Genomic DNA, 22,912 nt, shown 5'->3' with positions numbered 1-22,912 from the left:
GTCTAGGCACGCAGCGCCACACCGGTGATGCGAAGCGTGAAATTCCCAGGGGCGGGGGAGCCAGGTGAGGTGAACGCGATGAACCTCCCCATCGGCTCCTGTGCCGTCGACACCCGTACCGGACGGCTGGGCATCGTCATGGGCCACGAGGGCCCCTACGTGCAGTTGCGGCCGTACGGGGGAGGACGGGAGTGGGACGCGCCCCCGGACGCCGTACGCGTCGCCACCCAGGCCGAACGGCTCGGCGCGGCCACCGCCCACGCCAACGCCCGCAGCCGCGGCGAGGCCTCCTGAGGGCCGCCTTGCCCGGCGCCCCCGTGCGGCGGCAGGGCAGAATGGGCCCATGAGCCTGTTCCGCGACGACGGCATCGTGCTGCGCACCCAGAAGCTGGGTGAAGCGGACCGCATCATCACGCTGCTCACCCGCGGGCACGGCCGGGTGCGCGCGGTGGCCCGTGGGGTGCGGCGGACGAAGTCGAAGTTCGGGGCCCGGCTCGAACCCTTCTCCCACGTCGACGTGCAGTTCTTCGCCCGCGGGAGCGAGCTGGTCGGGCGCGGCCTGCCGCTGTGCACGCAGAGCGAGACCATCGCGCCGTACGGCGGCGGGATCGTCACCGACTACGCCCGGTACACCGCCGGGACAGCCATGCTGGAGACCGCCGAGCGGTTCACCGACCACGAGGGCGAGCCGGCCGTGCAGCAGTACCTGCTGCTCGTGGGGGGCCTGCGGACCCTCGCCCGCGGGGAGCACGCCCCGCACCTCGTCCTCGACGCCTTCCTGCTGCGCTCCCTCGCCGTCAACGGCTACGCGCCGAGTTTCGAGGCCTGCGCCAGGTGCGGCATGCCCGGACCGAACCGCTTCTTCTCGGTCGCCTCCGGCGGCAGCGTCTGCGTCGACTGCCGGGTGGCCGGCAGCGTCGTACCCTCGCCGCAGACCCTGGTTCTGCTCGGGGCGCTGCTTACGGGAGACTGGGAGACCGCGGACGCGGCCGAGGCCCGGCACGTCCGGGAGGGCAGCGGGCTGGTGTCGGCCTACCTGCACTGGCATCTGGAGCGCGGGCTGCGCTCGCTCAGGTACGTGGAGAAGAGCTAGCGGGAAGAGCTAGCGGGAAAAGCCAGAGGGAGACGAGAAGCACATGGTCGTACGCGGGATCCTGGGGCGTCAGCGCCGCGAGTACACGGCGCCGGAACCGCACCCGTCCGGCGCCCGCCCGCCGAAGCTCCCGGGCGAACTGGTCCCGAACCATGTGGCGATCGTCATGGACGGGAACGGCCGCTGGGCGAAGGAGCGCGGGCTGCCGCGCACCGAGGGCCACAAGGTCGGCGCCGAGCAGGTCCTCGACGTGCTCCAGGGCGCGATCGAGATGGGCGTGCGCAACATCTCCCTGTACGCCTTCTCCACCGAGAACTGGAAGCGCTCGCCCGAAGAGGTCCGCTTCCTGATGAACTTCAACCGCGACTTCATCCGCAAGTCCCGCGACCAGCTCGACTCGCTCGGTGTCCGGGTGCGCTGGGCGGGCCGGATGCCCCGGCTGTGGAAGTCGGTCGCCAAGGAGTTGCAGGTCGCCCAGGAGCAGACCAAGGACAACGACCTGCTCACCCTGTACTTCTGCATGAACTACGGCGGCCGGGCGGAGATCACCGACGCGGTACAGGCCATCGCCGAGGAGGTGAAGGCGGGCCGCCTCGACCCGTCGAAGGTCACCGAGAAGACCATCCAGAAGCACATGTACTACGCCGACATGCCGGACGTGGACATGTTCCTGCGGCCCAGCGGCGAGCAGCGCACCTCCAACTACCTGATCTGGCAGAGCGCTTACGCCGAGATGGTCTTCCAGGACGTGCTGTGGCCCGACTTCGACCGCCGCGACCTGTGGCGGGCGTGCCTCGAATTCGCCTCCCGCGACCGGCGGTTCGGCGGGGCGATCCCCAACGAGGAGCTGCTGGCCATGGAGGGCAACCAGGAGGGCAACTGACAGCCATCCGCCGTTCATGAGGGCCGTCGAGGATGCGGAAGATCCATCGCTGGCCACCCCCCCCGGTCCCCCGCCTCTGGAACGGTCCTCATGAAGCGCGTCATCCCCGTCCTCTCGCTCGGTGCCCTGCTCCTCACCGCGCTCCCCGCGCACGCCACGGACACCGGGCTCACCCACCGCGACAGCTACGGCACCAAGGCCGTCTATGCCCCCGGCCAGAACCCGCGCACCTACCAGCAGCCGCCGGCCGGTTACACCGCCGTCTTCACCGAGAACGTCTCCCGGCACGGCTCCCGCTCCGCCACCGACGGCGAGGACGGCGACACGATCCTCGCGCTCTGGAACCAGGCGAAGGCCGACGGCCAGCTCACCGCGCGCGGCAAGAAGTTCGGCCCGGACGTCCAGGCGCTGGAAGCGGCCATGAGCGCGATCGGGTACGGCAACCTCAGCGGTCGCGGCAAGGACGAACTCCGCGCCACCGCCGTCCGGTTGGAGAAGCGCCTGCCGTCGCTCTTCTCCTCGATCGCCGCGAACGGCGAGAAGATCGACGTCGTCAGCTCCGGCCAGGGCCGCGCGGTGGACAGCGGTACGGTCTTCTCCACCGCCCTCACCGACGCCGACCCGGCGCTGAAGGCCTCCCTCGGCACCGCCCGTGTCGACAAGAACCTCCTCTACTTCCACAAGTCGTCCGGCGGCGCCGACTACCAGAAGTGGCTCGCGTCCGACGAGCGTCTCGCCACCACCCTGAAGTCGATCACCGACCAGCCGGCCACGCACCGGGCCGCCGCGCGGGTCCTCGGCAGGATCTTCAAGCCGGCGTTCGTCCAGCGCATCGTGAACGGCGAGTTCGCCTCCACCGCCGACGACATCACCGCCGCCACCGCTGTCTACAACCTCTACGCCATCGCGCCCGCGATGAGCGAGGAGAGCGCGGACGGCAAGGGCTGGGACTTCGACCGCTACATCGCGCCGCGCGACGCGGCCTGGTTCGGCTACCTCAGCGACGCCGAGGACTTCTACGAGAAGGGCCCGAGCTTCTCGGACAGCGACATCACCTACAAGATGGCCCAGCCCCTTCTCGACGACCTCTTCAAGCAGGTCGAGGCGAAGCGCGACGGCACCAGCACCCTCGGCGCCGAACTCCGCTTCACCCACGCCGAGGAGATCATCCCGCTGGCCGCGCTGATGCAGCTCCCCGGCAGCGAGAAGCCCGCCACCCCCGGCGCCGACTACACCTACGCCAACAACCCCTGGCGCGGCGCCGAGACCGCCTCCCTCGCCTCCAACATCCAGTGGGACGTCTTCAAGAAGGGCGACGACTACCTGGTGCGCATGCTCTACAACGAGAAGGAGATCCCCTTCAAGGCGGACTGCCACCCGATCAAGAAGGGCTCCAAGTTCTACAACCTCAACGAACTGGAACACTGCTTCGACCGAAGCTGACCCGGGGCTGGGCGGGGGCGGGGACGCTTACCTGCGCTTGCAGGGTGCCGCCGCGCCCACCCGTGCCGCCCTGCGGCACGCCTGCCCGCAGCCAGGAGGATGCGGTGGGTCAGCGCCCCGCAAGGGGCGCGGGGAACTGCGCGCTCAGCCGCCACCGGCCCGCGGCGGAGCGGCTGCCTGCGGCTGGGTCTTTGTCTTTTGGGGGCGCGGGGAACTGCGCGAGCAACCCCCACCGGCCCGCGGACGAAAACCGGCTCAGCCTGCGGCGCAGTCCGCGCAGGTGCCGAAGATCTCCACGGTGTGGGCGACGTTGACGTACCCGTGCTCGGCGGCGATGGCCTCCGCCCACTTCTCGACCGCCGGCCCCTCCACCTCCACCGCCTTGCCGCAGGCTCTGCAGACCAGGTGGTGGTGGTGCTCGCCGGTGGAGCAGCGGCGGTAGACCGACTCGCCCTCGGACGTGCGCAGGACGTCCACCTCGCCGGCGTCGGCGAGGTTCTGGAGCGTGCGGTAGACCGTGGTCAGGCCGACCGAGTCGCCCTTGTGCTTGAGCATGTCGTGCAGTTCCTGCGCACTGCGGAACTCCTCGACCTCGTCCAGGGCCGCCGCCACGGCCGCCCGCTGACGGGTCGAGCGGCCCTTCACGGGCTGTCCAGCGGTCGTCACCGGTTGCCTCCTCACGTCACTGCCTCTGCCGGGCCATTGTGCCAGCCCGGGCCGAGGGCGTTCAGACGCCGACCTCGTCGGCGGCCCCCCGGCCGGCCGGAATCGCGCACTCCGCCGGATCCCCCGCAGGGCGCCGCGCGGCAGCCGCGCGGGCGCGTCGGCGGGCCAGCGGGGTGGCCAGCACGCTCAGCGCGATGAACGCGGCGATGGTCAGCAGCACGATCGTCGCGCCCGGCGGGACGTACTGGTAGTACGACGTGATCGTGCCCCCGATCGTCACCGTCACACCGATCGCGACGGCGATCGCGAACGTGGCCGCGAAGCTGCGGCTCAGCTGCTGGGCGGCGGCGACCGGGACGACCATGAGCGCGGAGACCAGGAGCAGCCCCACGACGCGCATCGCGACCGTCACGGTGACCGCCGCGGTGATCGCCGTCAGCAGGTTCAGCGCCCGCACCGGCAGGCCCGTCACCCGCGCGAACTCCTCGTCCTGGCTCACCGCGAACAGCTGCCGGCGCAGACCGAGGGTGACCAGGAGGACGAAGGCGGCCAGCACGCAGATCGCGGTCACGTCCGACTCCGACACCGTCGACAGCGAGCCGAACAGGTACGACATCAGGTTGGCGTTGGAGCCGCCCGGTGCGAGGTTGATCAGCATCACGCCGCCGGCCATCCCGCCGTAGAAGAGCATGGCGAGGGCGATGTCGCCGCGGGTGCGGCCGTACCAGCGGATCAGCTCCATGACGACGGCACCGAGGACGGAGACCGCCGTCGCCATCCAGACGGGGGAGGTGGAGAGGAGGAAGCCGAGGCCGACGCCGGTCATCGCCACGTGGCCGATGCCGTCGCCCATCAGGGCCTGGCGGCGCTGGACCAGGTAGATGCCGACGGCGGGGGCGGTGATGCCGACCAGGACGGCGGCGAGCAGGGCCCGCTGCATGAAGGCGTAGTTCAGGAAGTCCATCAGCTCAGCAGTCCCGTGCGCAGTGGTGTGTGCTCGTCGTGGGGGTGGACGTGGTCGTGGCCGGGCAGGGCGTGCTGGCCGACCGCGCGCGGTGGCGGGCCGTCATGGAGCACGCAGCCGTCGCGGAGCACGACCGCGCGGTCGATCAGCGGCTCCAGCGGGCCCAGTTCGTGCAGGACGAGCAGGACCGTGGTGCCCTGGGCGACCTGTTCGCGCAGGGTCGCCGCGAGGATCTCCTGGCTGGCCAGGTCGACGCCCGCCATCGGCTCGTCCATGATCAGCAGTTCGGGCTCGGCGACCAGCGCGCGGGCGATCAGCACCCGCTGGTGCTGGCCGCCGGAGAGCGCCTCCACGCTGTCCCTGGCCCGGTCCGCCATGCCGACCAGGCCGAGGGCGTGCCGTACGGCCGCGTGGTCGGCCTTGCGGAAGACGCCGAAGCGGGTGCGGGAGAGGCGGCCGGCGGAGACGACCTCGGTGACGGTGGCGGGGACGCCGCCCGCGGCGGTGGTGCGCTGCGGGACGTAGCCGATCCGGGACCAGTCGCGGAAGGTACGGCGCGGGATGCCGAACAGGGATATCTCGCCGCCGCTGGCCGGCACCTGGCCGACGATCGTGCGGATCGCGGTCGACTTGCCGGAGCCGTTCGCGCCGAGCAGCGCGACGACCTCACCGCGGTGCACGGTGAGGTCGATGCCGCGCAGGACGGGGCGCGAGCCGAGCTCGGCGCTCACGCCGCGCAGGGCTATGACGGGCTCGCCGCTCATCTCGTCTCCTGTCACTTCGCGCCGCCCAGTGCCTGCTGGAGCGCCTTGAGGTTGGCCTCCTGGACCGCGAAGTAGTCCTTGCCGCGGGACTTGGCGGTGATGCCCTCGATCGGGTCGAGGACGTCCGTCTTCAGCCCGGCGTCGGAAGCGATGGTCTTGGCGGTCTTGTCGCTGACGAGCGTCTCGTAGAACACGGTGGTGACGCCGTCGGCCTTCGCCATGGTCTCCAGGTCCTTCACGCGGGCGGCGCTCGGCTCGGACTCCGGGTCGAGGCCGTTGATGGCCTCCTCGGTGAGGCCGTAGCGCTCGGCGAGGTAGCCGAAGGCCGCGTGGGTGGTGATGAAGACCTTGGACTTCGTGTCCGCGAGACCGTCCTTGAACCGGACGTTCAGCGCGTCCAGCTTCTTCACCAGGGCCGCGGTGTTCTTCCGGTAGTCGGCCGCGTGGTCCGGGTCGGCCTTCGAGAAGGCCTTGCCGACGCCCTCGGCGACCTGGGCGTAGCGCACCGGGTCCAGCCAGATGTGCGGGTCGAGGCCGGACAGCTCCTCGTTCTTGGAGGCGTCGTGCGAGGCCGCGTGTCCGCCGACCTCGTTGCCGTGCTGCTCCAGCGTGGTCAGGGAGGCCGCGTCGATCTTCGTCCCGACCGACGACTGGGCGACCGCGTCGTCGACGGAGGGCTGGAGGTTCTTCAGGTACAGGACCGCGTCGGACTTCTCGATCCCGATGATCTGCTTGGGGCTGATCTCCAGGTCGTGCGGCTCCTGGCCGGGCTGGGTGAGACTGGTGACGTGGACGTGGCTGCCGCCGATCTGATCGGCGAGGTAGGCCATCGGGTAGAACGACGCGACGACGTCGAACTTCCCCGTCTGGGCCGCCGTGGCGTCGCCGCCGCAGGCAGTGAGGGTGGCCAGGCCGAGTGCGGTGACGGTGGCCGCGGCGGCGGCGGGTATGAGGCCTCGTCGTACGTTCATGAGAGTCATTTTCAACAAATATGGAAACCGTTGTCAACAAACCTCTGGAGGGGAACCGATTTGGTTGAGGGGGAGGCCCCGCCGGTACGCTGAAGCATTCGCTCTGAAGCGTCTTTGCTTCGTCGCCCGTCGTCGTAATGAAGAGAGCACCGTGGCCGCCGACAAGATCGACACCATCGTCAGCCTGAGCAAGCGCCGTGGCTTCGTATTCCCGTGCAGTGAGATCTACGGTGGCCAGCGTGCCGCCTGGGACTACGGGCCGCTGGGTGTCGAGCTCAAGGAGAACCTGAAGCGCCAGTGGTGGCGCTACATGGTGACGTCCCGCGAGGACGTGGTCGGTCTCGACTCGTCCGTCATCCTGGCCCCCGAGGTCTGGGTGGCCTCCGGTCACGTCGCCACCTTCACGGACCCGCTGACCGAGTGCACCGCCTGTCACAAGCGGTTCCGCGCGGACCACCTGGAGGAGGCGTACGAGGCCAAGCACGGCCGTCTCCCGGAGAACGGCCTCGCGGACGTCAACTGCCCCAACTGCGGCAACAAGGGCCAGTTCACCGAGCCCAAGCAGTTCTCGGGTCTGCTCTCCACCCACCTCGGCCCGACCCAGGACAGCGGCTCCGTCGCCTACCTGCGGCCGGAGACCGCGCAGGGTATCTTCACCAACTTCGCCCAGGTGCAGACCACTTCGCGCCGCAAGCCGCCGTTCGGCATCGCGCAGATGGGCAAGTCCTTCCGCAACGAGATCACGCCCGGCAACTTCATCTTCCGCACCCGCGAGTTCGAGCAGATGGAGATGGAGTTCTTCGTCAAGCCGGGCGAGGACGAGAAGTGGCAGGAGTACTGGATGGAGCAGCGCTGGAACTGGTACACCGGCCTGGGCCTGCGCGAGGAGAACATGCGGTGGTACGAGCACCCGAAGGAGAAGCTCTCCCACTACTCCAAGCGCACCGCTGACATCGAGTACCGCTTCCAGTTCGGCGGCAACGAGTGGGGCGAGCTGGAGGGTGTCGCCAACCGCACCGACTACGACCTGAACGCCCACGGCAAGGCCTCCGGCCAGGACCTCTCCTACTTCGACCAGGAGGCCGGGGAGCGCTGGACGCCGTACGTCATCGAGCCGGCGGCCGGTGTCGGGCGCGCCATGCTCGCCTTCCTCCTGGACGCCTACGTCGAGGACGAGGCGCCCAACGCCAAGGGCAAGCTGGAGAAGCGCACGGTGCTCCGCCTGGACCACCGCCTCGCCCCGGTCAAGGTCGCGGTCCTGCCGCTGTCCCGCAACCCCGAGCTCTCCCCGAAGGCCAAGGGCCTCGCCCAGGCTCTCCGCCAGAACTGGAACATCGAGTTCGACGACGCGGGCGCGATCGGCCGCCGCTACCGCCGCCAGGACGAGATCGGCACGCCGTACTGCGTGACCGTCGACTTCGACACCCTCGAGGACAACGCGGTCACGGTCCGCGAGCGCGACACCATGAAGCAGGAGCGCGTCTCCCTCGACCAGATCGAGGGCTACCTCGCGGGCCGCCTCCTCGGCTGCTAGCTCCCCCCTCTCCGCCCACCCTCCCACCCGACTCGCTCGGCTGGAGGGTGGGCGTTCCGGTCCGGGCCACCGACGCGCTCCGAGCACCGGGACAGCACCCAACCTCAGGGGCGCGGGGAACTGCGCGACCAGCCCCCACCGGCCCGCAGGGATCCACGGGTCCGGCGCCGCCGGTCTCCGCCGTCGTGGCTGATCACCGTCGCGGCGGGACGAGGGTGGAGCGGCGGTGGGTTGTGGATGCCGGCGAGGCCCGCCGCCCTCAGGGGCGCGGGGAACTGCGCGACCAGCCCCCACCGGCCCGCGGGGATCCACGGGTCCGGCACCGCCGGATTCCGCCGCCGTGGTTGATCACCGTCGCGGCGGGTTGGTGTGAAGCGGCGGCGCGTGGTGACCGCCGGGGACGGCGCCCGACCTTGAGGGGCGCGGGGAACTGCGCGATCGGCCCCCACCGGCCCGCGGGGGTCCACCGGCCCGCGCCGGTCCGCCAGGGGTCAGCGGTGTTGTAGGGACTTTGCGTTGTTGCCGAAGGTCCAGTTCTTGGCGCCGTCCCAGTTGATCGACCAGGTCATCAGGCCCTTGAGGGACGTGCCGTAGTGGTTCCAGGACTGGGTGACCAGGGACGGGGACATGTAGCCGCCGCCCGCGCCGGACTGGGCTGGCAGGCCCGGGACCTGCTTGTCGTAGGGGACCTTGACGGTCGTGCCCTGCACGACGAGACCCTTGTTGAGGCAGTCGGTCTGGGCGGTGAAGCCGGCGACCGTACCGGCCGCGTACGAGTCGCCCGAGCAGCCGTACATGCTGCCGTTGTAGTACTGCATGTTGAGCCACCACAGCCGGCCGTTGTCGGCGTACTTCTTGACGATCGGCAGGTAGGCCCCCCAGACCGAGCCGTACGTGATGCTGCCTCCGGTGACGTACGCCGTCTCCGGGGCCATCGTGAGGCCGAAGCCGGACGGCATCCGGGCGAGGACGCCGTCGATGATGCGGATCAGGTTGGCCTGGGACGTGGAGAGCTGGGTGATCGAGCCGCTGCCCACCAGGCCCGTCTCGATGTCGATGTCGATGCCGTCGAAGTTGTACTTCTTCAGGATCGGGACGATCGTCGAGACGAACCGGTCGGCCACCGCGGCCGAGCTGAGGTCGATGCCCGCCGCCGCGCCCCCGATCGACAGCAGGATCGTCTGGCCGGAGGCCTTCGCCGCGCACATCTCCGCGGGCGTGGCCACCTTCACGCCGGTGTCCATGCCGTCCTCCCACAGCGCCGTTCCGTCGGAACGGATCACGGGGAAGGCCGCGTTGACCACGTTGTAGCCGTGGGCGGCGATCCGGGAGTCGGTGATCGGGGTCCAGCCGAACGGCGGGTGGACGCCGTTGGCGGAGCCGTCCCAGTTCTCCCAGTAGCCCTGCAGCACCTTGCCCGCGGGCCGGGACTTGACCGCGCAGGTGTCGGCCGCCGAGGCGGAGCCGGCCGCGGGGAGCTGGGTGAGTGCCGCGGTCGTGAGCGCGGCGGCGAGCAGGGCGAGGGTGCGGCGGATCATGCGGGGCCTCCCGGTGGGGTCGGGGCGCGGCGCGCGAATGTCGTAGGCATGACAGTGCGCGCGGTCCAGACCTTTCGTCAATAGGTCTGGACCATTCCGCGGGAAGGGGTGACAGGTATGGAATGACAGATATTGAAATCTGTCAGCTGTCATGCCAAGGTGGAGCCATGACGACGCACACCCGCACCCTCGGATCCACCGGCCCCCAGGTCTCCGCCCTCGGCCTCGGCTGCATGGGCATGTCCGCGCTGTACGGCGAGGCCGACCGCGCCGAGTCGATCGCCACCGTCCACGCCGCCCTCGACGCCGGCGTGACCCTGCTCGACACCGGCGACTTCTACGCCATGGGCCACAACGAGATGCTGATCGGCGAGGCCCTGCGCACCGCCCCCGCCGGACTCCGTGAAAAGGCGCTGACCAGCGTCAAGTTCGGCGCCCTGCGCGACCCGGACGGCGGCTGGAACGCCTACGACGGCCGCCCGGCCGCCGTGAAGAACTTCGCCGCCTACTCCCTCCAGCGCCTCGGCGTCGACCACATCGACGTCTACCGGATCGCCCGCGTCGACCCGGACGTGCCGATCGAGGAGACCGTCGGCGCCATCGCCCAACTGGTCGAGAAGGGGCACGTCCGGCACATCGGCCTCAGCGAGGCGAGCGTGGCCAACATCCGGCGGGCCGCCGCCATCGCCCCCATCTCCGACCTCCAGATCGAGTACGCGATCATCACCCGCGACATCGAGCGGGAGATCCTGCCGACCACCCGCGAGCTGGGCATCGGCATCACGGCGTACGGGGTGCTCTCCCGGGGTCTGATCTCCGGCCACTTCACCCGCGACCGGCAGCTCGGCGCGGGCGACTTCCGGGCCTTCTCGCCGCGCTTCCAGGGCGACAACCTCCGGCACAACCTCGACCTCGTCGAGGCGCTGCGCAAGATCGCCGACGAGAAGGGCGTGACGGTCGCGCAGATCGCCATCGCCTGGGTGCTCTCCCGGGGCGCCCAGCACGGCGACGACATCGTGCCGCTGGTCGGCGCCCGCACCCGCGAGCGGCTCGCCGAGTCGCTGGGCGCGCTGGACGTCACCCTGGACGCGGCCGACCTGGCGGCGATCGAGGAGGCCGTACCGGCGGACGCGGCGGCGGGCACCCGCTACCCGGCCGCGCAGATGAGCCATCTCGGCACCGAGCACTGACCGCGGCGCCAGGTACCGTCTAGGCCATGGCAGCGACGTCCCCGACCCCGACCCCGGCCCTGACCGCCGAACGCATCCTGGAGGCGACCGAGGAGGTGCTGCGCCGGCACGGCCCGGCCAAGGCCACCGTGGTGGACGTGGCCCGCGCGCTCGGTGTCAGCCACGGCAGTGTCTACCGGCACTTCCGGACCAAGGCGGCGCTGCGCGAAGCGGTGACGAAGCGGTGGCTGGACCGCACCTCGGCGGAGCTGTCCGGCATCGCGGCCGGCGACCGGGAGCCGGCGGCCCGGCTGCGCGACTGGCTGCGGGCCCTGTTCGACGCGAAGCGCCGCAAGGCGGGCGCCGACCCGGAGCTGTTCGCCACCTACATGGTGCTGGTCGACGAGAACGGCCCGGCGGTCACCGAGCACATCGCCGACCTGACCGGCCAGCTGACCGCGATCATCGCGGACGGGGCCGGGACCGGTGTCTTCACCGTGCCCGACCCCGCCGCCGCGGCCCGGACCGTCTTCCAGGCCACCGGCCGCTTCCACGACCCGGGCTACGCGCGGGAGTGGGTGCGGCCGGAGGCCGAGGCGGACTTCGGGTCGCTGGTGGAGCTGCTGCTGCGCGGCCTCAGCCCACGTTGACCGTCACGGTCGGGGAGTAGACTTTCTTGCCGACCGCCGCGACCCGCAGGTGCTCGGTGCCCGGGTTGTTGAGCTTCCCGGTCAGCGAGTAGGAGCTGCCGTTCCTGACCTTCGCGGTCGCCTTGAGCGGGATCCACTTGCCGTCCTTCTGGTGCTGGAGCACCAGCGGCCAGCCGACCTTCAGGCCGGAGGTGCGGCCGGTGAAGGTCACCGAGTCACCCGGCTTGACCGAGGTCGTGTTCGCCTTGGCCGAGATCGAGGCCGCGGTGGTCGGGCTCGGCTTCGGCTCCGGCTTGGAGCTCATGTGCGGCTTGGCGGTCATGGTGGGCGACGGGGCCGGTTTGGCCTCGGCGGCGAAGGCCCCGGCGGAACCGGCCGACAGCAGGGCCACGGAGAGCGCACCGGCGGCGAGGGCCCGGAAGATCTGGCGCTGGGTGGTGTGCATGGAAGTACTCCTGTCGAGGGACGGGGGGACCTCTCAAGGCTTGGCCGGGTCGCGCCGGGCGGCGACCCGGGCGGCTTCGGAAACGGTCTGCGCCGCCCTCGGATCAGGTAAAGACCGCAGGTGGCAACGGGTGTCCTGACCTTGCGATTCTTACCCGGAAGCTCACCCGAACGGCGTAACGCGCGGGGCTAGGCGGTGACCCGCCAGAAGTCCCGCATCAGCGAGGTCGACGCCGGACCCGTCATGGCCGCCTGTGTCAACAGGACCGTGACCGTGCCGGTGGCCGGGACGACGTGCGCGGTGGTGCCGGTGCCGCCGATCCAGCCGTACCGGCCGGGCACCGACCAGGGGTCCGTGGGGGCGACGTCGACCGAGCCGCCGTACCCCCAGCCCTGGCCCTCCAGGAAGGGCGCGGCGTGCTCGCGCTGGGCCGCCGTCAGGTGGTTGGTGGTCATGCGGCTGACCGAGGTGGCGGTCAGCAGACGGCGGCCGTCCGGGGTGGCGCCGGCGTTCAGCAGCATGCGGCCGAACGCCAGCCAGTCGTCGGCCGTGGAGACCAGCCCGCCGCCGCCCGACGGGAAACGCGGCAGGCTGCTGTACGCGCCGTCCGGAGTGTCCGTCAGCCGCAGGGTGCCGTCCGCGTCGGGGGCGTAGGACGAGGTGAAGCGGTGCCGTTTCGCCGCGGGCACCTCGAACGCCGTGTCCCGCATGCCCAGCGGCTCGAAGACCCGCTCCGCCAGGAAGTCGGGCAGGGTACGCCCCGACACCCGGGCGACCAGGATGCCCTGAAGGGCGGACGAGGTGCCGTACAGCCAGGCCTCGCCCGGCTGGTGCAGCATCGGCACCCGGGCGAGCAGGCCCAGCCAGGTGTCCGGGTCCGGCCAGTCCCGGAAGGGCAGGCCGTGGTCCTGGACCGCGGTCAGGGCCCGCGCGGCGGGCAGCGAGAAGTCGGCGGCGAGGCCCCAGCCGGCGCGGAAGCTCAGCAGGTCCTCGACGGTGACCGGGCGCTCCGCGGGCACCACGTCGTCGACGGGACCGGAGGGCGTACGGACCACCGTCGGCTTCGCCAGCTCCGGGAGCCAGTCGGCCACCGGGTCGTCGAGCCCGATCCGGCCCTCGTCCACCAGCATCAGCACCGCGGCGGCGGTGACCGGCTTGGTGACCGACGCGATGCGGAAGACCGAGTCCCGGGCCATCGGGGCGGACCCCTCGACGTCGGTGTGCCCGACGGCCACCACCTCGACGTCGTCGCCGCGGGCCACCAGGCCCACGGCCCCGGGGGCGGTCCCTGCCTCGACGTGGTGGCGCAGGGTGGCGTGCAGCGGGGAGACGGTCATCGGTCGTCCTTCCGGTGGGCGCGGTGTCGGCTGGTACGACTCCCGCCCCTCCGGAAAGTCATCGCACGGTCCGGATCGCCCGCCCGCGGAAGGTCATCGCGAGGGCTGGGTGCCCGCGGGGTCCACGGTGGCCTGGTGGGCCTCGGCCAGGTGCTCCTCCGCCTTCAGCCAGGGCAGGAACTGCGCGCCCTTCTGCCAGCCGCAGGTGTCGCATTTGATCGTGCGCTGCACCCCCGTGCGCTGCACCCGGACCACGTGTTCCCGGCCGTGCCGGTCCCAGCGGCTGACCTTGCTCTCGTCGATCTGCGACATTGACGCCTCCGGAGTCTGTGCCCGGTCTGCTGTCCGGCACGTGTCGACGGCGGGCCGACGGCAAGGAGTGTGCAGCAAGACCAACATCAACGGGGATTTCTTCACCGGGTTTTGTCGAGGACGTCCCGGGAGTTCACACAGCCGACGAGGCACCGCCGCGCGGGACGAGGACGAGGTCAGGACGGGCCCGGGGGTGCCATCCGAAACGTCCCGGTCCCAACCTCCGGATCAAGAACAGGAATTGGTCTACCGACGGAAACCCTGGACAGGGAATTGACCCTGGCTCAAGATGAAAGCGACCTTGTGAAGCGGCCACCGGCACGGAGAGGCGATGCTGCCGGATCCTCAACGTTTCCTGGCCGTTGCCGGCCGCCGGATCGCGCGCGCCGAGGGCGCGGTCCAGGCCGTCCGTGAGCTGTACCGGGTGACGGTCCCGGACCTGGCGGACGGATTGTTCGTCTACCTCGGCGACCACCCGGCGGACGGTTCGGAGCCACAGCGCCTGGAGTTGGACGGGGTGCCCGCCGAACTCGGCGGCGCCATGGGCGGATCGCCCCCGCCGTCGAGACCGGTGGCGCCCGACGGCGCGCTCGCCGCGCTGCTGCGCTGCGGCAGGGCACGCGGCCGGGGCCCGGACGACGTGGACGAGGCCCTGCGCGAACTCCTGGGCACGGCGACCCGGTTGCCGCAGGGGAACCGGGTCCTGCTCGCCCCGCTGCGCGCCCCCGACGCCGTCGTGGGCGTGGCGGTGTTCCTGCGGCGCCCGGACCGGGAGGACTTCGTGGACGACGACATCGCCCTGGCCGACGCGCTCTCCGCGCAGACCGCGCTCGGCGTGCGCGAGGACTCCCTCGCCGCCGCGCCGCCCGTCGCGCCGAAGGCCCCCGACGAGGACCGCCTGCGCTACGTCGGCGCCGCCACCCGGCGGATCGCCCGCGGTTTCGACACCGACGAGATCGTGCTCGGCCTGTGCCGGGCCGCCGTACCGACGTACTCCGACGCGGCCCTCGTCTACCTGCGCGACCCGCTGCCGGTCGGCGACGAACGCCCCAACGGCCCGGCCGTACTGCGGCTGCGCCGCACCGACCGGCTCAAGGGTCCCGGCGCCGAGGATCTGGTCTGGCCCGCGGAGACGGTGAACGACGAGCAGGACGACCTGGACGCCTCCGACTGGAGCGAGGTGGTGCCCGGCGGCGCCCTCGCCGAGGTGCTGCGCGGGGTCCGGCCGGTGTTCGCCGACACCCCGCCGACCCGCGCCGCGCTGGGCGAACTCGTCGGCGCGGACAGCGCGCTGAACGACTGGGTCGGCTCGCACGCGATCCTCGCCCCGCTGCGCGGCCGGCGCCGGGTCACCGGCGCCGTCGTCTTCCTGCGCCGCCCCGAACGCCCGGCGTTCGAACCCGCCGACCTGCTGGTCGCCGCCCAACTGGCCACCCACACCGCGCTCGGCGTCGACAAGGCCGTTCTGTACAGCAGAGAGGCGTTCATCGCCGACCGGCTGCAGCGCGCCATGCTCCCGCAGACGCTGCCCCGGCCCACCGGCGTCCGGCTCGCCTCCCGCTACCTGCCGGCCGCCGAGACCGCGCGGGTCGGCGGCGACTGGTACGACGCGATCCCGCTGCCCGGCAGCCGGGTGGCGCTGGTCGTCGGCGACGTCATGGGCCACTCCATGACCTCGGCGGCCGTCATGGGCCAGCTGCGCACCACAGCGCTGACCCTGGCCGGCCTCGACCTGCCCCCGCAGGAGGTCCTGCACCACCTCGACGAACAGGCCCAGCGGCTCGGCACCGACCGCATGGCCACCTGCCTGTACGTCGTCTACGACCCCGTCTCGCACCGCATCACCGTCGCCAACGCCGGCCACCCGCCGCCCATCCTGCTGCACCCGGGCGGCAAGACGGAGGTCCTCACCGTGCCGCCGGGCGCCCCGATCGGCGTCGGCGGCATCGACTTCGAGGCGGTCGAGCTGGACGCCCCCACCGGGGCGACCCTGCTCCTCTACACCGACGGCCTGGTCGAGTCCCGGCTGCGCGACGTGTGGACCGGCATCGAGCAGCTGCGCGAACGGATCGCCGCCACCGCCCAGTTGACCGGCCCCGACCGGCCGCCGCCCCTTGAGGCGCTGTGCGACGAGGTGCTCGACATGCTCGGCCCGGGCGACCGGGACGACGACATCGCGCTGCTCGCCGCCCGCTTCGACGGCATCGCGCCGAGCGACGTGGCGTACTGGACCCTGGAACCGGAGGTCGGCGCCCCCGGCCGGGCCCGCCGGCTCACCCGGGAAGCTCTGGCCGGCTGGGGCCTGGAGGACCTCACCGACACCGCCGAGCTGCTGGTCAGCGAGATCGTCACCAACGCCGTACGGCACGCGTCCCGGCCGATCAGCCTGCGGCTGCTGCGCACGGACGTGCTGCGCTTCGAGGTCGGCGACGACGTGCCGCAGCTGCCGAGGCTGCGGCAGGCCAAGGCGACGGACGAGCACGGCCGGGGGCTGTACCTGGTGCATCGGCTGGCGCGGCGCTGGGGGACGACCCGGCTGGGTACCGGCAAGATCGTGTGGTTCGAGTTGGGTGGTAGCGGAGGCTGAGTGCGCCCTCGGGGGTGCCGCGATATGCCGTCCGGCGGCTGCGGCGTCGTCGTGGCTGGTCGCGCAGTTCCCCGCGCCCCTACGGGGCGCCGGTCAGTGCACCGTTCGAGGCAACCGCAGGCTGAGCAGGCCCGTGACCACCGCGAGGCCCAGCTGCACCAGCAGCGTGGTGACCAGGGCGTCGCGCATGCCCTGGTGGGGGACCAGGGAGAGGAAGAGGGTGCCCAGGGTGGCCACGCCGAGGGCGAGTGCGGACTGCTGGGTGGTGACCATCACGCCGCTGCCGACCCCGGCCCGCGCCGGCGGTATCTCCGACATGACGAGGCGCAGCACGTTGGGCAGTTGCAGGGCCTGCCCGGCGCCGGCGACCGCGACCCCGGGCAGCAGCCCGGTGAAGTCCAGGTGCGGCCAGTCCCGCCGGGCGGCGAGCACGATGAGGACGATGCCGGCCACCTGGATCACGGACCCGGCCGTCACCACCCGGCTGCCGTACCGGGCGATCAGCCGCGGCCCGGCGAGTGAGACGAACAGGAAGACGACCGCCATCGGGGCGAGCGACATGCCCGCCGCGACCGGGCCCAGATGCTCCCCGCTCTGCAGGGCCACGGCGATCACGAACATGAACCCGCTGAAGCCGATGGAGAACGGCAGCATCAGCGCCAGGCCCCGGCGCAGCGAGGCGAGTTCGAACAGGCTCGGCGGGACCAGTGGTGTACGGCCCGCCCGGTCGGCGCGGCGTTCCACGCTGTAGAAGGCGACGGCCACGCCCGGGAATGCGGCCAGCGACAGCCAGGTCCACAGCGGCCAGCCCGCCGCCCGGCCCTCGGTGAGCGGCGCGAGCAGGGCGAGGAGGGAGGCGGCGAGGAGCACGGTGCCGGGTCCGTCGACGGGCTCCGGCTTCTGCGACCTGGTCTCCGGCACGAAGCGGGCGCCGAGCACCAGGCCGACGAGCACGACCGGCACGTTGACGAGGAACACCGAGCGCCAGCCGGTGCCCGCGATGTCGGCGGCGACCAGCACCCCGCCGAGGATCTGCCCGGCCACCATGGAGAGCCCGGCGGTGGCGCCGTAGAGGCTCATGGCCCGGGCGCGTCGGCCGCCGGCGGTGGCGGCCTGGATGGTGGCGAGGACCTGCGGGAGCATCGCGGCGGACGCGGCGCCCTGGGCGACCCGGGCGGCCACCAGTGTCCAGGCGCTGGGCGCGAGTCCGCAGGCCAGCGAGGTCAGGCCGAACGCGGCCATGCCGCCGAGGAAGAGGCGGCGGCGCCCGAACAGGTCACCGAGCCGGCCGCCGAGCACCAGCAGTACGGCGTAGGCGACGCCGTACCCGGCGACGACGAGTTCCAGGACCGCCTCGCCGGCGTGCAGGTCGGCGCCGATGGTGGGCAGGGCGACGTTGACGATGAAGAAGTCGACGAGGGGGAGTGCGGCGGCCAGCAGGACGGTGAACAGCCCGGGCCCGCCGAGCGCCGGTGGCGCGGACGGGGACCGTACGGTCGCGGTGGTGGCGGTTTCGGTCATGCTGCGAGCCTGCGGGCTCCCCGAGACTGGTACCAGAGTCTCCTTGTCCTGGTAGTAGAAGTACCTGGCAACAGGATCGGCGACAGGGCAGGCTGGAGTCATGACGACGACGGCGCAGGAGACGACCGGCCTCCGGCAGAGCGCGGCCCCCGCCCCGGGCCGGTGCGCGGACATCCGGCGGCACGAGCTGGCCGCGTTCCTGCGCAGCCGCCGGGAGCGGATCACCCCGGAGGAGGTGGGCCTGCCCCGCGGCACCCGCCGCCGCACGCCCGGCCTGCGCCGCGAGGAGGTCGCGCAGCTCTCCGCGGTCGGCGTCACCTGGTACACCTGGCTGGAACAGGCCCGGGACATCCAGGTCTCCGTCCAGGTCCTGGACGCCCTCGCCCGCACCCTGCGGCTCGACGGCACCGAGCGCGCCCACCTCTTCCAGCTGGCCGAAGCCGTCGACCCGACCCCGGCCGCGAGCTGCACGGGCGTCACCCCGGCGCTGCAGGAGATGCTCCGGGCCCTTGAACCCCTCCCGGCCTGCGTCCAGAACAGCCGCTACGACATCCTCGCCTACAACCGCACCTACGCCCGGCTGCTGTGCGACCTGGACGCGGTCCCGCCCGAGGACCGCAACTGCATGATCCTCGTGTACACCCACCCGGAGTGGCACCGCTCCATCGTGCACCTGGAGGAGACCCGCCGTCTCATGGCCGCGAAGCTCCGCGCATCCATGGCCGGCCATCTCGCCGAGCCGGCCTGGAAGATGCTGGTCAAGCGGCTGGCCGCGGAGTCCGCGGAGTTCCGCGAGAACTGGGAGCGCTACGAGGTGGTGGACCTGCGCTCCAGGACCAAGCACTTCCTCAACCCGTGGGTCGGTCCCCTCACCATGGAACACACGGACCTGTTCCTGAACCCGGCGTCCGGGGCGCGGATGGTCACCTACGTCCCGGCCGACGAGGGGACCCGGGAGCGCCTGGACCGACTGCACGAACTGGCGCGGACGGAGGCGTCGACGCCGAACTCCTGACCGTGTCACGGGAATTCGTTCGAACAACTGAGTACGCGTACTCAGGACCCGGGCGCCGTCCTCCCCCGACCATGCAGGAGGGGAGAGGGAACGAGCAAGCGACGTACCGACGACCGGCCACGGGGGAGAAGACGATGGAAACCGGCCCGGCCCGCACCGTTGTCCGGCTCATGCTCACCAACCGACTCTCGGTGGCCTATCTGGTGCTGGTCGCCGTCGTCATCGCCAAGGCCGCCGTCGACTCCGCCGGTGCGGACGACCACGGCTCCGACTACGCGTGGCTCTGGCCGCCCCTGGTCACGTTCCCGGTCTATCCGCTGCTCTCGGCGCTCGGCAGGACGGCCTGGCGCCCGGACACCCCGAACTGGTTCTTCGTCGGCACGGTCGTCGTCTCGGCGCTGCTGCAGTCCCTGGTCCTCGGCGCCCTGCGGCAGGCCGTCCTCGCCCGGCACCGCCGCTCGGAGATCAGCTGCTCGTGACGCAGGCGTCCGACGGGGCGCCGGGTACGGGGTGAACAGCCGCTGATGTTCGTCCGTACCTCCTGCCGTACGCCTGACCGCCCGGCCGCGGACAGGACCACCCGGAGACGGAGAGGCAACGTGCCGCAGCAGCCACGAGCCCAGCACACCGGCCGCCTGATGCGCGGCGCGACCCTCGCCGCGACCCTGGCGATCGTCCCCCTGACCGCGGCCTGCGGCGGCAGTGACGACGCCGCCGACCCGGAGCGCAGACGGGCGAGGGTCTCCGTGTCGGACGCCCCCGAGAAGGGGGTGGTGGCTCCGGCCAAGGTCGAGGTGATCGCCGGTCTGACCGGCTGCAAGCCCAAGATCCGCATCAACGCCACGGAACTGCGCCAGGGCCTGTGCCACACGAAGAAGGTCGACTACCTCATCACCACCTTCCCCACCGACGAACTCAAGGAGACCTGGCTGGACTCCGCCTCCGGCTACGGCGGCGAGTACCTGGTCGGCACCCGATGGATCGTCAGCGCCCAGCCGCAGGTGCTGGACGGGTTCCGCGACAGACTCGGCGGCACGATCCGGCAACTGCGCGGCTTCGGCCCGACGGCGCAACCGAGCGCGTCGTAGCCCACGAGCGGCCCCGGGCCGCCCGGGCAGCCCCGGTGAGGATCTCCGGCTAGACGCGCTCCGCGCTCCCCACGGTCGCGCGGATCTCCGGTGCCGCCAGCCGGTCCGCGGCCCGCTCCGCCGTGGCGCGGGCCCAGCCGCCGTTCGTCACGGCGCCCAGGAGCAGGACCGCGAGGCCGCAGCCGGCCAGGATCCACCAGCCGGGGCGGGCGGCGTCCACGAACCTGTCGGCGTACGAGGACGAGCCGATCCCGGAGGCCAGCACCGCGCCGATCACCGCGACGCCCAGGGTCTGGCCCAGCTGGCGGCTGGTGGAGGCGACCGCGGCGGCGACACCCGCCTGGGACCTCGGCATCCCGGAGACCGCCGTGTTGGTGATCGGGGCGTTCACGAAGCCGAAGCCGATGCCGAACAGGACGTAGCCGAGGAAGAGGGCGGTGTCCGAGGTCTCCGCCTCGAACGCGGCGAACAGGACCGCGCTCGCGGTCATCGCGACACCTGCGATCACCAGCGGCAGTCGCGGGCCCCGGCTGCCGACCAGGCGGCCGGCGAGCGGCGCGCACAGGAACATCGGGACCGCCATCGGCAGCATCCACAGGCCCGCGTGCAGGGCGTCGAGGCCGCGCACGTTCTGCAGGTACAGCGTGGACAGGAACAGGAAGCCGCCCAGGGACGCGAACGCGCTGATCGCGATCACCGTCGCGCCGCTGAACGGCGCCGAGCGGAAGAAGCGCAGGTCGATCAGGGGTTCCTCGCGGCGCGGCTCGAACCAGAGGAGTCCGGCCAGGGCGACGACGGCCACCGCGGCGAAGGGCAGCACGGTGCCGGCGCCCGCCGTCGGCGCCTCGATGATCGCGTACGTCAGCGAGCCGAACAGGGCGATCACCAGCACCTGGCCGACCGGGTCGGGGCGGCGGGCCTTCGGCGCCCGGGACTCCGGCACGAAGCGCAGCGTCAGCAGGACGGCCGCCAGGCCCACCGGGAGGTTGACCCAGAAGATCGCCCGCCAGCCGACCGACTCCACGAGCAGGCCGCCGACCAGCGGTCCGGCGGCCATGGATATGCCGACCACCGCACCCCACACGCCGATCGCCCGGGCCCGTTCGCGCGGGTCGGTGAAGGTGTTGGTGATGATCGACATGGCGACCGGGTTGAGCATCGAGCCGCCCACCGCCTGGACCATCCGGAACGCGATCAGCGAGTCCAGGTTCGGCGCGAGGGAGCAGAGCAGCGAGCCGATCGAGAAGACGACCAGGCCGGTCATGAAGACCTTCTTGCGGCCGACCCGGTCGCCCGTGGAACCGGCGAGCATCAGCAGCGAGGCCAGGACCAGGGTGTACGCGTCGATCGTCCACTGCAGGCCCGCCGTCGAGGCGTGCAGTTCGCGCTGCATGGAGGGCAGGCCGACATTGAGCGCGGTCGTGTCGAGACTGACGATGAGCAGGCTCATACAGCAGATCGCGAGGACGAGCATGCGGCGGCGGGGGCTGAGCTCGGGCATGGAGACCATCGTACGCCCATTTCGATAGTGCGTCTAACTAATGAGTGATACATGATCGTGCCGGCCGAGCACCGTGCCGGGTACGGGACAATGGGGGAATGCCCGAGCCCACGTCGCCCCTCCAGATCGGCCCGCACACCGTCAGGCCGCCGGTCGTCCTCGCCCCCATGGCGGGGATCACCAACGCGCCCTTCCGCACCCTGTGCAGGGAGTTCAGCGGCGGCAAGGGGCTGTTCGTCAGCGAGATGATCACGACCCGGGCGCTGGTCGAGCGCAACGAGAAGACCATGCAGCTGATCCGCTTCGACGCGAGCGAGCAGCCCCGCTCCATCCAGCTGTACGGCGTCGACCCGGCCACCGTCGGCAAGGCCGTCCGCATGATCGCGGAGGAGGGCCTGGCCGACCACATCGACCTGAACTTCGGCTGCCCGGTCCCCAAGGTCACCAGGAAGGGCGGCGGCTCCGCCCTCCCCTTCAAGCGGAACCTGCTCCGGGCCATCCTCCGCGAGGCCGTCGCCGGCGCCGGAGACCTGCCCGTCACCATGAAGATGCGCAAGGGCATCGACGACGACCACATCACCTACCTCGACGCCGGCCGGATCGCCGTCGAGGAGGGCGTCACCTCCATCGCCCTGCACGGCCGTACCGCCGCCCAGCACTACGGCGGTACCGCCGACTGGGACGCCATCGCCCGCCTGAAGGAGCACGTCCCGGAGATCCCCGTTCTCGGCAACGGCGACATCTGGTCGGCCGAGGACGCGCTCAGGATGGTCCGGGAGACCGGCTGCGACGGCGTGGTCGTCGGCCGTGGCTGCCTGGGCCGGCCGTGGCTCTTCGCCGACCTGGTCGCCGCCTTCGAGGGCCGCCCGCAGGACGTCCTCAAGCCGGTCCTGCGCGAGGTCGCCGCCATCATGGTCCGGCACGCGACCCTGCTCGGCGAGTGGCTCGGCGACGAGTCCAAGGGCGTCGTCGACTTCCGCAAGCACGTCGCCTGGTACCTCAAGGGCTTCGCGGTCGGCAGCGAGATGCGCAAGAAGCTCGCCATCACGTCCTCGCTGGCCGACCTCCGCGCCGGCCTCGACGAACTCGACCTCGACCAGCCCTGGCCCACCGGCGCCGACGGCCCCCGAGGCCGCACGTCCGGCAACAACCGCGTGGTCCTCCCGGACGGCTGGCTCAAGGACCCCTACGACTGCGCAGGCATCACCGAAGAAGCAGAACTGGACACCTCCGGCGGCTGACCGCGCCCCTTCAGGGGCGCGGGGAACTGCGCGACCGGCCACGGCGCCGCCGCGGCCGTACGGCTGTGCGTCACCTGCGGCACCGGAAACGTCCGGCGGCTGAGGGCGCCCCTGAAGGGGCGCGGGGAACTGCGCGATCGGCCACGACGGCGCCGCGGCCGAACGGCGACGCCATCGCGGCACTTCCGGC

General features: G+C 71.7%; 22 protein-coding genes. 12 read left to right on the top strand and 10 right to left on the bottom strand.

Annotated elements, in window-relative coordinates:
* Positions 1-78: 78 nt before the first annotated feature.
* The 4 genes from AB0D74_RS08915 (at position 79) to AB0D74_RS08900 (ending at position 3,419) form a co-directional block, all read left to right on the top strand.
* The gene (locus AB0D74_RS08915) at positions 79-294 is read left to right on the top strand and encodes a hypothetical protein (RefSeq protein WP_351954944.1); all 216 of its coding nucleotides are present in this window, start codon (positions 79-81) and stop codon (positions 292-294) included.
* A 49-nt stretch (positions 295-343) separates the two neighbouring features.
* Positions 344-1,093, top strand: a complete 750-nt coding sequence (gene recO / locus AB0D74_RS08910) for a DNA repair protein RecO (protein WP_293989183.1) — start codon at positions 344-346, stop codon at positions 1,091-1,093.
* Between the two features lie 43 nt (positions 1,094-1,136).
* Positions 1,137-1,976 carry an isoprenyl transferase gene (locus AB0D74_RS08905; RefSeq protein ID WP_362582052.1) on the top strand — a complete coding sequence of 280 codons (840 nt, stop codon included), beginning with the start codon at positions 1,137-1,139 and terminating at the stop codon, positions 1,974-1,976.
* 90 nt (positions 1,977-2,066) lie between these two features.
* A complete protein-coding gene (locus tag AB0D74_RS08900) occupies positions 2,067-3,419 on the top strand; it encodes a histidine-type phosphatase (protein ID WP_362582050.1) in 1,353 nt (450 codons plus the stop codon).
* 255 nt (positions 3,420-3,674) lie between these two features.
* Here the strand turns inward: AB0D74_RS08900 and AB0D74_RS08895 are convergent, their stop codons facing one another.
* The 4 genes from AB0D74_RS08895 to AB0D74_RS08880 all read right to left on the bottom strand — a co-directional run bounded on the left by AB0D74_RS08895 (position 3,675) and on the right by AB0D74_RS08880 (position 6,784).
* Positions 3,675-4,085 (bottom strand): transcriptional repressor, encoded by a 411-nt coding sequence (locus AB0D74_RS08895; RefSeq protein ID WP_362582048.1) that lies wholly within the window; start codon positions 4,083-4,085, stop codon positions 3,675-3,677.
* A gap of 61 nt (positions 4,086-4,146) precedes the next feature.
* On the bottom strand, positions 4,147-5,049 hold the full coding sequence (locus AB0D74_RS08890) for a metal ABC transporter permease (RefSeq protein WP_362582046.1): 903 nt from the start codon (positions 5,047-5,049) through the stop codon (positions 4,147-4,149).
* Entirely contained in the window at positions 5,049-5,813 is a 765-nt protein-coding gene (locus tag AB0D74_RS08885) for a metal ABC transporter ATP-binding protein (protein WP_362582044.1), read from the bottom strand. Before AB0D74_RS08885 ends, AB0D74_RS08890 begins: the two co-directional genes overlap by 1 nt.
* An 11-nt stretch (positions 5,814-5,824) precedes the next feature.
* Positions 5,825-6,784 carry a metal ABC transporter substrate-binding protein gene (locus AB0D74_RS08880; RefSeq protein ID WP_362582042.1) on the bottom strand — a complete coding sequence of 320 codons (960 nt, stop codon included), beginning with the start codon at positions 6,782-6,784 and terminating at the stop codon, positions 5,825-5,827.
* 151 nt (positions 6,785-6,935) lie between these two features.
* Here AB0D74_RS08880 and AB0D74_RS08875 point away from each other — a divergent pair, with 151 nt between their 5' ends.
* Entirely contained in the window at positions 6,936-8,318 is a 1,383-nt protein-coding gene (locus tag AB0D74_RS08875; RefSeq protein ID WP_362582040.1) for a glycine--tRNA ligase, read from the top strand.
* A gap of 491 nt (positions 8,319-8,809) precedes the next feature.
* On the opposite strand, the gene AB0D74_RS08870 is transcribed toward AB0D74_RS08875, so the two are convergent.
* A complete protein-coding gene (locus AB0D74_RS08870) occupies positions 8,810-9,856 on the bottom strand; it encodes a chitinase (protein WP_362582038.1) in 1,047 nt (348 codons plus the stop codon).
* A gap of 167 nt (positions 9,857-10,023) precedes the next feature.
* Between AB0D74_RS08870 and AB0D74_RS08865 the strand changes: the two genes are divergently transcribed.
* Both AB0D74_RS08865 and AB0D74_RS08860 read left to right on the top strand, forming a co-directional pair.
* Complete coding sequence (locus AB0D74_RS08865; protein ID WP_362582036.1) at positions 10,024-11,046, top strand: aldo/keto reductase; 1,023 nt, start codon at positions 10,024-10,026, stop codon at positions 11,044-11,046.
* A 26-nt stretch (positions 11,047-11,072) separates the two neighbouring features.
* Positions 11,073-11,675, top strand: coding sequence for a TetR family transcriptional regulator (locus AB0D74_RS08860; RefSeq protein WP_362582034.1), 603 nt, complete (start codon positions 11,073-11,075; stop codon positions 11,673-11,675).
* On the opposite strand, the gene AB0D74_RS08855 is transcribed toward AB0D74_RS08860, so the two are convergent.
* From AB0D74_RS08855 to AB0D74_RS08845, 3 genes are all read right to left on the bottom strand, one after another.
* Positions 11,662-12,120, bottom strand: a complete 459-nt coding sequence (locus AB0D74_RS08855) for a hypothetical protein (protein ID WP_362582032.1) — start codon at positions 12,118-12,120, stop codon at positions 11,662-11,664. The two genes, AB0D74_RS08860 and AB0D74_RS08855, sit on opposite strands and share 14 nt — an antisense overlap.
* Positions 12,121-12,308: 188 nt before the next feature.
* Positions 12,309-13,457: a serine hydrolase domain-containing protein gene (locus tag AB0D74_RS08850; protein WP_362582030.1), complete on the bottom strand. Its 1,149-nt coding sequence runs from the start codon at positions 13,455-13,457 to the stop codon at positions 12,309-12,311.
* Positions 13,458-13,550: 93 nt separating this feature from the next.
* Positions 13,551-13,769, bottom strand: coding sequence for a hypothetical protein (locus AB0D74_RS08845; RefSeq protein ID WP_362582028.1), 219 nt, complete (start codon positions 13,767-13,769; stop codon positions 13,551-13,553).
* Positions 13,770-14,100: 331 nt separating this feature from the next.
* Here AB0D74_RS08845 and AB0D74_RS08840 point away from each other — a divergent pair, with 331 nt between their 5' ends.
* Positions 14,101-16,356 carry a SpoIIE family protein phosphatase gene (locus AB0D74_RS08840; RefSeq protein WP_362582024.1) on the top strand — a complete coding sequence of 752 codons (2,256 nt, stop codon included), beginning with the start codon at positions 14,101-14,103 and terminating at the stop codon, positions 16,354-16,356.
* A 93-nt stretch (positions 16,357-16,449) separates the two neighbouring features.
* On the opposite strand, the gene AB0D74_RS08835 is transcribed toward AB0D74_RS08840, so the two are convergent.
* Complete coding sequence (locus AB0D74_RS08835) at positions 16,450-17,877, bottom strand: MFS transporter (protein WP_362582023.1); 1,428 nt, start codon at positions 17,875-17,877, stop codon at positions 16,450-16,452.
* A gap of 100 nt (positions 17,878-17,977) precedes the next feature.
* Here AB0D74_RS08835 and AB0D74_RS08830 point away from each other — a divergent pair, with 100 nt between their 5' ends.
* The 3 genes from AB0D74_RS08830 to AB0D74_RS08820 all read left to right on the top strand — a co-directional run bounded on the left by AB0D74_RS08830 (position 17,978) and on the right by AB0D74_RS08820 (position 19,980).
* A complete protein-coding gene (locus AB0D74_RS08830) occupies positions 17,978-18,892 on the top strand; it encodes a helix-turn-helix transcriptional regulator (protein ID WP_362582021.1) in 915 nt (304 codons plus the stop codon).
* 134 nt (positions 18,893-19,026) lie between these two features.
* A complete protein-coding gene (locus AB0D74_RS08825) occupies positions 19,027-19,371 on the top strand; it encodes a hypothetical protein (protein ID WP_362582020.1) in 345 nt (114 codons plus the stop codon).
* Between the two features lie 159 nt (positions 19,372-19,530).
* Positions 19,531-19,980, top strand: coding sequence for a hypothetical protein (locus tag AB0D74_RS08820; RefSeq protein ID WP_362583032.1), 450 nt, complete (start codon positions 19,531-19,533; stop codon positions 19,978-19,980).
* A gap of 49 nt (positions 19,981-20,029) precedes the next feature.
* On the opposite strand, the gene AB0D74_RS08815 is transcribed toward AB0D74_RS08820, so the two are convergent.
* The gene (locus AB0D74_RS08815) at positions 20,030-21,481 is read right to left on the bottom strand and encodes an MFS transporter (protein WP_362582018.1); all 1,452 of its coding nucleotides are present in this window, start codon (positions 21,479-21,481) and stop codon (positions 20,030-20,032) included.
* Between the two features lie 98 nt (positions 21,482-21,579).
* Between AB0D74_RS08815 and dusB the strand changes: the two genes are divergently transcribed.
* Positions 21,580-22,722, top strand: coding sequence for a tRNA dihydrouridine synthase DusB (gene dusB, locus AB0D74_RS08810; RefSeq protein WP_362582016.1), 1,143 nt, complete (start codon positions 21,580-21,582; stop codon positions 22,720-22,722).
* Positions 22,723-22,912 lie beyond the last annotated feature (190 nt).

This window comes from Streptomyces sp. NPDC048278 (assembly GCF_040652195.1).
Taxonomy (GTDB): Bacteria; Actinomycetota; Actinomycetes; order Streptomycetales; family Streptomycetaceae; genus Streptomyces.
The sequence above is the reverse complement of the archived record's forward strand: the minus strand, read 5'-3'. Positions and strand labels throughout refer to the sequence as shown.

Coding starts and splice junctions, on each gene's coding strand:
- AB0D74_RS08880 (WP_362582042.1), bottom strand. CDS start 6,784: ATGAACGTACGACGAGGCCTCATACCCGCCGCCGCCGCGGCCACCGTC.
- AB0D74_RS08870 (WP_362582038.1), bottom strand. CDS start 9,856: ATGATCCGCCGCACCCTCGCCCTGCTCGCCGCCGCGCTCACGACCGCG.
- AB0D74_RS08885 (WP_362582044.1), bottom strand. CDS start 5,813: ATGAGCGGCGAGCCCGTCATAGCCCTGCGCGGCGTGAGCGCCGAGCTC.
- AB0D74_RS08815 (WP_362582018.1), bottom strand. CDS start 21,481: ATGCCCGAGCTCAGCCCCCGCCGCCGCATGCTCGTCCTCGCGATCTGC.
- AB0D74_RS08860 (WP_362582034.1), top strand. CDS start 11,073: ATGGCAGCGACGTCCCCGACCCCGACCCCGGCCCTGACCGCCGAACGC.
- AB0D74_RS08890 (WP_362582046.1), bottom strand. CDS start 5,049: ATGGACTTCCTGAACTACGCCTTCATGCAGCGGGCCCTGCTCGCCGCC.
- dusB (WP_362582016.1), top strand. CDS start 21,580: ATGCCCGAGCCCACGTCGCCCCTCCAGATCGGCCCGCACACCGTCAGG.
- AB0D74_RS08830 (WP_362582021.1), top strand. CDS start 17,978: ATGACGACGACGGCGCAGGAGACGACCGGCCTCCGGCAGAGCGCGGCC.
- AB0D74_RS08845 (WP_362582028.1), bottom strand. CDS start 13,769: ATGTCGCAGATCGACGAGAGCAAGGTCAGCCGCTGGGACCGGCACGGC.
- AB0D74_RS08835 (WP_362582023.1), bottom strand. CDS start 17,877: ATGACCGAAACCGCCACCACCGCGACCGTACGGTCCCCGTCCGCGCCA.
- recO (WP_293989183.1), top strand. CDS start 344: ATGAGCCTGTTCCGCGACGACGGCATCGTGCTGCGCACCCAGAAGCTG.
- AB0D74_RS08850 (WP_362582030.1), bottom strand. CDS start 13,457: ATGACCGTCTCCCCGCTGCACGCCACCCTGCGCCACCACGTCGAGGCA.
- AB0D74_RS08905 (WP_362582052.1), top strand. CDS start 1,137: ATGGTCGTACGCGGGATCCTGGGGCGTCAGCGCCGCGAGTACACGGCG.
- AB0D74_RS08865 (WP_362582036.1), top strand. CDS start 10,024: ATGACGACGCACACCCGCACCCTCGGATCCACCGGCCCCCAGGTCTCC.
- AB0D74_RS08900 (WP_362582050.1), top strand. CDS start 2,067: ATGAAGCGCGTCATCCCCGTCCTCTCGCTCGGTGCCCTGCTCCTCACC.
- AB0D74_RS08820 (WP_362583032.1), top strand. CDS start 19,531: ATGCGCGGCGCGACCCTCGCCGCGACCCTGGCGATCGTCCCCCTGACC.
- AB0D74_RS08915 (WP_351954944.1), top strand. CDS start 79: ATGAACCTCCCCATCGGCTCCTGTGCCGTCGACACCCGTACCGGACGG.
- AB0D74_RS08825 (WP_362582020.1), top strand. CDS start 19,027: ATGGAAACCGGCCCGGCCCGCACCGTTGTCCGGCTCATGCTCACCAAC.
- AB0D74_RS08855 (WP_362582032.1), bottom strand. CDS start 12,120: ATGCACACCACCCAGCGCCAGATCTTCCGGGCCCTCGCCGCCGGTGCG.
- AB0D74_RS08840 (WP_362582024.1), top strand. CDS start 14,101: ATGCTGCCGGATCCTCAACGTTTCCTGGCCGTTGCCGGCCGCCGGATC.